General features: G+C 40.1%; 4 protein-coding genes and 1 pseudogene. All 5 read left to right on the top strand.

Going from position 1 to position 11,020, the window contains the following annotated elements:
- The first annotated feature begins 81 nt into the window (after positions 1-81).
- Positions 82-3,267 (top strand): SusC/RagA family TonB-linked outer membrane protein, encoded by a 3,186-nt coding sequence (locus tag OLM34_RS11135; RefSeq protein ID WP_264407338.1) that lies wholly within the window; start codon positions 82-84, stop codon positions 3,265-3,267.
- A 20-nt stretch (positions 3,268-3,287) separates the two neighbouring features.
- Positions 3,288-4,955 carry a RagB/SusD family nutrient uptake outer membrane protein gene (locus tag OLM34_RS11140; RefSeq protein ID WP_264407339.1) on the top strand — a complete coding sequence of 556 codons (1,668 nt, stop codon included), beginning with the start codon at positions 3,288-3,290 and terminating at the stop codon, positions 4,953-4,955.
- Between the two features lie 23 nt (positions 4,956-4,978).
- On the top strand, positions 4,979-6,304 hold the full coding sequence (locus OLM34_RS11145) for a glycan-binding surface protein (protein ID WP_264407340.1): 1,326 nt from the start codon (positions 4,979-4,981) through the stop codon (positions 6,302-6,304).
- Between the two features lie 19 nt (positions 6,305-6,323).
- The gene (locus OLM34_RS11150; protein WP_264407341.1) at positions 6,324-8,573 is read left to right on the top strand and encodes an endo-1,4-beta-xylanase; all 2,250 of its coding nucleotides are present in this window, start codon (positions 6,324-6,326) and stop codon (positions 8,571-8,573) included.
- Positions 8,574-8,623: 50 nt separating this feature from the next.
- Positions 8,624-10,882, top strand: a pseudogene (locus tag OLM34_RS11155) (SusC/RagA family TonB-linked outer membrane protein); the annotation flags it as partial.
- Between the last annotated feature and the right edge of the window lie 138 nt (positions 10,883-11,020).

An 11,020-nucleotide genomic window follows, 5' to 3' on the forward strand; every position in this document is an offset into this window, starting at 1 on the left:
GCTTCCTTTAAATTTGTTCGGTAATTTTCATTTACATATAATCAAAATAAATACTAAAACTTTTTTTAATATATATTTGGTATGAAAGACATCAAAAAAGCATTAACAAAATTGGGGTTTTTGGTATTAGCACTAATTATCCCGGAGTATGTATTTTCTCAAAGTTTTGAGATTAGTGGAACGGTTACCGATGAAAACAACGAAACTTTAATAGGGGTAAACGTTATTGAAGTTGGAACTACTAATGGCACGGTAACGGATGTAAATGGAAGATACAACCTTGTTGTATCTCCAAACTCGTCAATTACATTTTCTTACATTGGTTTTAAAACAAAAACCGTTAAAATTGGCAACCAGAGAGTCATTAATGTGGTAATGGAATCCGATGTTTTGGGATTGGAAGAAGTCGTAGTGATTGGGTATGGACAGATGAGAAGAAGCGACTTGACAGGTTCTGTCGTATCGGTAAGCAGTGAAGCGATACAACAATCCATCTCAACCTCAATCGATCAAGTACTACAGGGTCGTGCAGCAGGAGTACAAGTACAGCAAAATTCAGGCATTCCGGGGTCAAGTTCGACCATTCGTATTCGAGGAGTCAATTCGTTGAATGCATCCAACGAGCCAATCTATGTTGTAGATGGAGTAATCATTGAAGGAGGATCATCGAGCGCATCGAATGTTAACACTAATCCCTTGGCTACAATCAATCCTGCAGACATTCTATCTGTCGATATTCTCAAAGATGCGTCGGCGACTGCTATCTACGGATCGCGGGGTTCGAATGGCGTTATTCTTATTACCACTAGAAAAGGACAAAAAGGAGAAGCCACTATTGGATATAACGGATATGTGGGCTGGCAACAAATTCCAACGAAAATTGATGTGTTGAATTTGCAAGAATATGCTACCCACAGAAATACGTTAGCCGAGTTGGGACTAATAAGTTATAACAATAATTATGTTCGTCCCGATTTATTGGGAAAAGGGACGGATTGGCAAGAGGAATTGTTCAATACAGCATTGATGCATAATCACAACCTTTATGTTTCGGGAGGAACAGAAAAAAACACATACAATTTGAGCGGAGGATTTGCCAATCAAGACGGAATAGCTGCGGGTTCAGGATTTGAAAGATGGAATTTAACGGGGACATTCGACTCGCAAGTAAAAAGTTATTTAAAAGCGGGAGTAACTTTTGCTTTTTCGAATACCTCTCAGAAATTAACCGTTTCGGATCAATCATTGGTTATCACCGCACTTAAAACGCCACCAGACGTTCCTGTACGTAATCCTGACGGATCGTTTGCTGCTTCGAATGAACAGTTTATGCCAACCAATCCTATGGCTATGGCCATGTTGATTGACAACAACAATAAGACCTACGATTTACGATCGAATACTTATTTGGAATTGACGCCGATAAAAAATTTGACCTTCCGTACCGAATATTCGTTCAATAATAATTTGTTCAATACCTATCGCTTTCAACCAACTTATTATTTATCGGAAACACAATTCAGGGACGATAACGAAGGGACCTATTCCAAGCAAAACAATTTGTTTTGGAGTTGGCGAAATATTTTGACCTACGATGCTATTTTTGGATTGCACAAAGTAAATGCCATGTATGGACATGAAATGCAAAAATCCTCGTGGGAATATCTAAATGGTTCGCGTACTGGATTTCCTACCAATGGAGCTACAGATCTTACTCTGGGTGATGCGACCACTGCTGCCAACAACGGATATACAGGTGCAAATGCACTTCTTTCGGATTTTGGGCGAGTTTTTTATTCTTACGCAGATAAATATATGTTGACGAGCACCCTACGTTACGATCGCTCTTCGAAGTTCGCTTCTAAAAATCGTGCTGGATGGTTTCCATCAGCAGCTTTGGCTTGGAGGATCACAGAAGAAGATTTTATGAAAAACGCGACAACGATTGACAACTTGAAACTTAGATTGGGCTGGGGGCTCGTGGGCAACCAAAACATTCCCGACAATTATGCATGGCTGGCTACATACGCTACATCAACCACCAATTGGGGTTCCGGATTAATCGCCGCCAATACACCCAATGAAGACTTGACATGGGAATCAACCAGCTCGAGTAATATCGGTGTAGATTTGAGTTTGTTTAAGGGCAGAATAGAATTTATAGCCGATGCTTACTACAAGAAGACAAACAACCTTTTGCTGCAAGCATCTCTACCCGCCTACGTAGGGACTTCCGGGCAAGGCTCAAGCAGTCGGCCATGGGTGAATTTGGGATCATTAGAAAATAAAGGATTCGAATTTACACTGAATACGGTAAACATCGATCGCAAACAATTTCAATGGCGCAGCAATGTTGTATTTACGTTGAACAGAAACAAAGTTTTATCCATTAATACACAAACCGGAGAAGATGTTCGCTCGATTGAAGACTCGAGTTGGGGAGCAACCGGTTATACGATCATCAACCGCACAGTTGTCGGACAGCCCATCGGGCAGTTTTATGGCTATCAGATAATTGGACGTTTCGAAAAAGCAACCGATTTTTATTATAAAGATGAAAATGGGAACGTAAAACCCATGCCGGTCATGAGTGGATTGACCATAGATGAGCAAAACGGACTGTGGATTGGGGATTATATCTATAAGGATCAAAACAAAGATGGCATTATTGATCAAAAAGACCGCACTTTCATAGGTAATCCCGAACCAAAATTTACGTACGGCATTGGCAACACTTTCCTGATTGGGAATGTAGATCTTACCATTTTTCTGACAGGAGTTTACGGAAATGATGTAGTCAACTATGCACGACGATACATGGGAAATCCGCGTCGTAATATTTCAAACCTATTCAGTTATGCCGTGAATTATGCCCAAACGGATTTGATAGATCCCAACGGCCCCAATGATTACAGAAACGTGAAAATTGTAGGTGGCGACCGGAATATGTGTCGTTTGCCTTTATCCACAGCTACATCCGATTACGATTTTGCCTTCAGCGACCGTTTTATTGAAGATGGTTCATATCTACGAATTCAGAATATATCGTTAGGTTATACTTTCCCGAGAAAATTAATCAGCAGCACAGGCCTTTCGGATTTAAAAGTTTTTGCAAATATTCAGAATGCTTATACTTTCACGAAATACACCGGATACGATCCCGAAGTTGGAATCTCCTACAGTGGTGGTAATCAGTTAATGGGTGTAGACAACGGAAGATATCCGTCTCCAAGAATCTATACGATAGGACTCAATGTTTCTTTCTAAACTTTTTAAAACGATCTAATATGAAAACAAAAAATATAATATTTTCATTCGTCGTAACTTTAGCACTTTCACTTGCCGCGTGCAACGATTTTTTGGATATCAAGCCCAACAATCTGATAACGGGAAGCAGTTTGACGGCCGATAATTTACCTTCACTTACTGCTCCGCTTTATAACAGAGTTTGGTTCGATTTCAACGATAAATTTTATTTTGGATTGGGAGACGGAATGTCTTACAACTTATATGCTCCCTATTCCGATTATGTATATCCCTTTGCAGACTTGTCGGTAACCGGTTTGACAGGACCATTGGTAAGCGCATGGGCTTCACTATATGTCGTCATTCAACAATCTAACAAAGTTATCAAAAGTATTAATGAAAGTTCTGCCAGCCAGGAAGTAAAGAATCAATACATAGCCGAAGCAAGATTTATGCGTGGTACGGCATATTGGTATCTTGCTTCATTATGGGGAAACGTGATTATTACTGAAGATCCTTCGCCGTTGACAACCAACCCTATCGTAAATTCCAATACTCAAAAAGATGCCTTTGAATTTGCTATTCGCGATATGGAATTTGCTGCTAAATATTTACCCGAAACAGTAGGACAAGCTGGGCGGGTAAATCGTTACAGTGCTTTTGGAATGTTATCGCGCTTTTATTTGGCTTATTCAGGTTTTGTTGCTTCTAACTATGGTGAAAATCCAAATGTAGGAACAAGAGATGAAAATTATTTGAATCTGGCAAAACAAGCAGCTAAAAAAGTAATCGAAGAAAGTTCTTTTGCGTTGATGGATAATTATCCGGATTTGTTCAAAATCGAATATAACAACAATTCGGAGTCGATGTTCGCCTTTCAGTGGGTACCCGGACTCAATAGCAGTACCGGATACGGGGTTATTAACACACATCAGGCCTATTTTGCGTACAGTTCCGAAATCACCGGTGATGATGCTGCATGGGGCGACTGGACACGATGCCCATATGACATGATCAAGGAATACGAAAAAAATGATACCATTCGCCGTAAAGCTACATGGATGGGTTATGGAGATCATTATCCCGAAATCAATAAGGCTAATGGAGGCATCACCTACAACCGAAATGTTTCCGGAAACAGCTCCACAACCCTGAATGTCAAAAAAGGCGTAACCGGCTCAAGCAAAGACAATCCTGCTATCGGGAGGATGAATTCTGCTTTAGATAATTACATGCTCCGGTTGGCAGAAGTTTATCTCAATTATGCCGAAGCTATTCTGGGTAATGCGACAAGCACTTCAGATGATATGGCATTGAAATATTTCAACGACGTTCGAAAACGCGCCGGTCTGCCGGCAAAAACAAGTATTACGTGGGAAGATATCCGTCACGAACGCCGGGTTGAATTTTGTATGGAAGGACGCTATTGGTATGATCTGTTAAGCCGTGCTTACTATCAACAACAGGAAGTAATCAACTACATCAAAAATCAAAATCGTGGAACCATAACTCCCTATTTGTTTAGTGCTCCCAATAACCTCAGTATAGATCCGGAAACTGATCCCGGAAACAGAGCGGTAGGTGAGGTTACTCCGGCTATATTTTTGCTTCCATATCCCGAATCTGAATTAATTCAAAATCCCAAACTTGCCGATCCTCCAGTTCCCTACACATTTACGGAGGATAGGATAACAGACTTGTTCGATTAATAACCATTAAAAAGTATATTCCGATGAAAAATAAAAGTTATAAAAATCTTATAAAGACATGTCTATTTTTAGGATTGATTGCGATTACCCTTTCGCTAAATTCATGTGAAGACAGCGATGATAAAGCAAATTCAATGCCTGTAAAGATAACTAAGGTTTATCTTGAAGATGCTCAATCTGCTGTACCTGACAGAGAAGTTACATTTGCGCGTTTAGGACAAACCATTCGTCTCGAAGGTTCTGGCTTTACCGGCGTAAAAAAAGTATATATCAATGGATACGATAATTATTTTAATCCTGTATTTGTAACTGATAATTCGATGTGGATTACGATATCTCAAGACGTGCCTACACTTGAAGCTGCGGAGGAAGTTCGCAATACCATTCGGATAGAAAAAAGCGCTACCAACTTTTTTGTTTACTCATTCGAAATTAGGGCTTCGGCGCCTGCAATTACAGAAATTTCGCACACCATGCCAACTCCCGGTGATCAAATAACTATCTATGGTACAGGTTTACAAGGTATTACGAGTGTAACTTTCCCCGGTAATGTAGTAGTAACCGATGGAATCATTTCTGATAATGAAAAAGGGGAATATTGTATTGTTACAGTTCCTGAAGGTGTTTCCGGTGATGGTGGATCTCTTTTGGTTATTGGTGCAAATGGAGGAGCTTATTCTCCGGCATGTTTCAATTTCAAAAATGGAGTATTTCATGATTTTGACAACGTAAACAATTATTCGTGGGCATCGGGCATTGACGACGCCGGCACACCCCTCACTCAATTGATTCCGACTAATGGAGTCGGGCCCAAATCACAAGGTGGATATCAGTGTTTTAATAAAGATGGAAAATCAATCGCTGCAAATGCCGATATTCGTTACTGGACAAACAGCAGCAATTGGCCTTCGGCTCTTTTGTCCGTGATTCCGGCAAGCACCCCGACTTCCGATTGTGGCGTACAAATGGATATTTATGTTGAAGGTGAATGGAATTCGGGGGTTATAAGAATGGTTATGGCCGATGGCTACGGAACAGATAGATACTGCATGATTTACCGACCATGGTATGTAAACGAAAAAATTATTCAATTTGAAAATCCCGGCTGCTGGTTTACTATTACCTTGCCATTTAGCCTCAGCGAAGATTATAATGGAAAAACTTTTGGTGACGTTGTAACCTCGATGGCGAATGCCAGCTATAAACAATCAGGTCCATGGTTCCATAATATTGGAGTGGCCGATGTGTTTGATCCGGTTGCCACAAATGTTAAAATCTACTTTGATAATCTACGTGTGGTTCCTCTGAATACGCCAACATACAGTGATTTTCCCGATGAAGAAGATTAACCATTAAATGATTGAAATTATGAAATCAATAATAAAAAAAACAAATTACATTTTGCTGCAACTCGTCCTTCTGTTCGCCATGATCGGTAATTTGGTTTCGTGCTACGACGATAAAATGGAATGGGGACGCGATCCATATTACGGAGAAGTATCTATGTCCGAATTGCCTTTGCCACTACAAGAGAAAATTTCACGATATGATGTTTTGAAATCTTACACCGATATGATTCTGGGAATTGGAATTGATTTAGATTTATATATGGAAAATGAAACTTATCGGAATATTGTCAATCAGAATTTTGATGAAATTACGGTAGGATATCACATGAAACACGGAGCAATGGTTAATTCCAACGGTCAATTGAATTTTACAAAAGTTGATGGCTTAATCGATAAATTAAAAGAAGCAAATCTAAGTGTTTTTGGTCATACGCTGGTATGGCACCAAAATCAGAATGCTAGTTATCTCAACAGTTTAATTGCTCCGCAAATCATTCCTTCTCCGGGCGAAAGTCAACTTGATGTAAGTGCTTTGTTAGATGGTTCGTTCACGGGATGGAACAGAAATAATTCTGCAGGAATAACCGTTGTTCAAGGAGCAGGATTGAACAACGGACCGGCTGTTCGCTTTGAAACCACCACAGCCGGAAATGAATGGGATACGCAATTGACAAGTCCTGAAATCCCGGCAGTGGTGGGACATGCCTACGAAATTTCTTTTTGGATTCGCTCTGAAGCACCCGGGCAGGGAAGAATGTCGTTTGCGGGTATGATAAACAATTACCCATGGGTAAATGGTAGCGCACTTTTTAATACATCCGCTTCTTGGACGCAGATTACTTATAAAGAAGTGTGGAGCGATTCGGAAAATAAAAATGTTCCATTTACGGCTGTAGCCAATGCCATAAAAATTGTTTTCGACATGGGAAAGGTGCCGGGGGTTTATTATGTCGATATCAACTCTATCAGCGTGATTGATTTGGATGCTGCCCCTGTAGAAGTCAATTATGTTAATAATGGCGGTTTTGAAACAGGCGATTTAACCGGATGGTCGGCATTAAACCCCGGTGCCGGAATTGAAATTTCGAATTCAGAAAAATTTTCAGGTTCTTATTCAGTCAAATTGACTTCAAGCTCCACTTCTAAAAATGCTTGGGACTTGCAGATAGAAAGTGATCAGATCACTCTTGATCCTTCCAAAACGTATACTTTTTCATTTTATGTGAAATCGGATATGGCTGGAAAGGGTCGCGTTTCATTTCCGGGTGGAGTTGAAGGGAATCAATATCCTTGGATGAACTGGACAGGAAGCGGAGCTAGTGAAGCTTTTGCAACTGTTGCCGGAGTATGGACTCTGATTTCTGTGGAATTAACCAACACTTCAAATGTGAAATTAAGTTTCGATATGGGTTATTTGCCGGATGTTACTTATTATATCGACGAAATTAAAATTGTTGAAAAAACACTTACTCGAAGCTCGATCACATTTCGTTCCGGTCCCATCATTGTTGATAAAACCGATGAAGAAAAAGCACAAATTATTGGCGAAGCAATGGAAAACTGGATTTCGCAAATGGTTGATCATTATAAAAATGACGTTCATGCTTGGGATGTTGTTAATGAATCCATGAACGATGCCGGTCAACTTCGCAGTGGAAAGAATGTAACTGAACCGGCAGCAGATGAATTTTATTGGCAGGACTATTTGGGCAAGGACTATGCTGTAACGGCATTCAAATTGGCTCGACAATATGGCAAACCTACTGACAAATTATTTATTAACGATTATGGTTTGGAAAATTCTTTGGCCAAATGTGACGGATTGATTGATTATGTAACCTATATCGAAAGCAAAGGAGCACAAGTTGACGGAATTGGCACCCAGATGCATCTCTCACTCTCTTCCGATACAACAAAAATTGCCCAAATGTTCCAGAAGCTGGCAGCTACCGGCAAATTAATCAAAATCTCAGAAATGGATATTCGCATTGGCACCGCTTCGCCAACTCCTGAACAGTATGCACAGCAAGCTGCCTTATATCGGTATGTGATAGAAGCGTATAAAAAATTTATTCCTGAACCACAATGGTATGGAATAACAGTTTGGTGCGTTTCGGATCATCCCGATGAACATGTCAATTGGTTGCCCAACGATGCACCCTGCCTCTGGGATAAAGATTACCAAAGAAAACATGCTTACAAAGGCTTCGCCGATGGATTAGCGGGTAGAGATGTGAGTGCCGATTTTACAGGCGAACTGCAGTATTAATGTGTTGAAAATTAATGTGTATTATTTATTATTTCTAATTAGAAAAAAAAATGAAAAACAAAAATGTGTCGATTAAAGTAAAAGGATGGTTATTCGCAATACTGTGGATAATATCCTTAAGTGTGTTTGCTCAAAACATCACGGTAAGAGGGACGGTAGCCGATGAAAACAACGAGCCGGTTATCGGGGCAACCGTCATCGTTTCGGGAGACCCTTCTCATGGAACTATCACAGACATAGACGGGAAATACATTCTACCGAATGTCCCTGCCGACGGATCGCTCGAATTCAGATTTGTAGGAATGAAAAACCTTGTAGTTCCTGTCAATGGTAAAACCACTTTGAATGTTGTCATGGAGTCGGATGTGCAGGCATTAGAAGAATTAGTGGTAATAGGCTATGGAACGCAGCGAAAAGAAGCCGTGACCGGTTCGGTAGCTTCTGTAAGAGGAGATGTTCTTCAAGAAATGCCTTCTTCCAATATTACTCAGGCCTTGCAAGGACGAATACCCGGCGTGGAAATGGCTCAAACTTCTTCTAAACCCGGAGCAGCTATGCAAATTCGTATTCGTGGGACTCGTTCGTTGAATGCAAGCAACGATCCTTTGGTTGTTTTGGATGGAATACCATTCGCCGGATCAATCGGGGATATTAATCCAAACGATATTAAGAGTATCGATATCTTAAAAGATGCCTCTGCAACGGCGATTTACGGTTCACGTGGAGCCAATGGCGTAATTTTAGTTACAACAAATAAAGGAACCGTAGGACAAAAAGCTCAAATATCATACAATGGATATTATGGGGCCAAAGATATTTTTGCCAAATACCCTATGATGGACGGTCCCGAATTTGTGGCTTTACGTAAGGCAGCAGGAAAATTTCAAAATGCAAAAGACGAATCGGACGATGTCAATACCGATTGGCAGGATCTTTTTTATAAAACAGGCATGGTAACCGATCATAACTTGGCAATTTTAGGCGGAACTAAACAAGGGAACTATAATTTTAGCGCAGATTACTACCAGGAAGAGGCTGTAATTCCGGGACAAAACTATAATCGAATTACATTGCGAGGCGCACTCGAACAAGGAATAGGAAATTATTTACGCTTCGGCATTACCACCAACAACAATTATTCTGTAAACAATGGAAGCAGCTTGGGGCTGTATGGTGTTTTAAGTCTTTCTCCAATAGCCAATCCTTATAATGAAGATGGCACGTGGAAAAGAACAGTCATGATGCCTTTGGATGAACAATGGGTTTATTCAAGAGAAATTATCGAAAATTTAGGTGATAAGTGGAAAGACCAGAGCAAAGCATTTGGCTCATATAACACATTGTATGGTGAAGCAAAGATTCCGGGTGTTGAAGGGTTAAAGTATCGCCTCAATATCGGTTTGAATTATAGAAACACAAATGGAGGCAGCTATACAGGCGAAGGAGTATTCAGTTCGGTACCTACCACTCCATCTACAGCTTCAATCAGCAATTCGTTAACTACCAGTTGGGTCGTAGAAAACTTATTGACTTACGACCACACGTTTGCCGAAAAACATCAGTTAAACATAATGGGAATGTATTCGGCTGAAGAAACTAGTTACAACAGTTCTAATATTTCTGCAAAAGATATTCCTGCGGATCATTTCCAATTTTATAATTTGGGTACAGCTCAAGGTGAAATTACGATTAATCCAAACAACCAGAACTATTATCAAAGCGGATTAAAGTCGTGGATGGGGCGAATTATGTATAATTATGATAATCGTTATATGTTAACCGCCGTTTTGCGTTCTGATGGGTCTTCCCGATTAGCTCCGGGACATCAATGGCATACTTATCCGGCAATCTCGCTTGGATGGAACATTAAAAACGAATCGTTTATGGAAAATATTTCTTCCATAAATATGCTGAAACTGCGTGCCGGTTATGGACAGACTTCCAACCAAGCAGTTAATCCATACGCAACACTGGGATTATTGAGCACAAGACCTTACAATTTTGGGGACACCTATTCTACAGGATACTACGTTTCAGAGCTCCCAAATCCAAATTTAGGCTGGGAATATTCTGAAACATGGAATTATGGAGTGGATTTCACTTTACTTAATAATCGGCTTTCAGGTTCATTGGAATATTATGTAACCAATACAAAAGATATTCTGTTAAGGGTGAATTTGCCTAACACCTCCGGTGTCGGCAGCTATATGGCGAATATAGGCGAATCTCAAAACAAAGGCTGGGAAGTGTCTCTTAATGGGACCATATTGGAAAATGTGAATGGATGGACATGGGAAGCCGGAGTAAACTTCTATGGCAAGAGTCTCCTCTGATAACCCCATTTTTCAAAAATGCAAAAAATTGAGATATTTCAGACGAGAGTTGTTTAAAAAATTATTCATTAGAGAGTTTACATTATTTTCAAAACATATCCATTTTTTAATGGA

This window comes from Anaerorudis cellulosivorans (assembly GCF_025943985.1).
GTDB classification, from domain to species: domain Bacteria; phylum Bacteroidota; class Bacteroidia; order Bacteroidales; family Dysgonomonadaceae; genus Anaerorudis; species Anaerorudis cellulosivorans.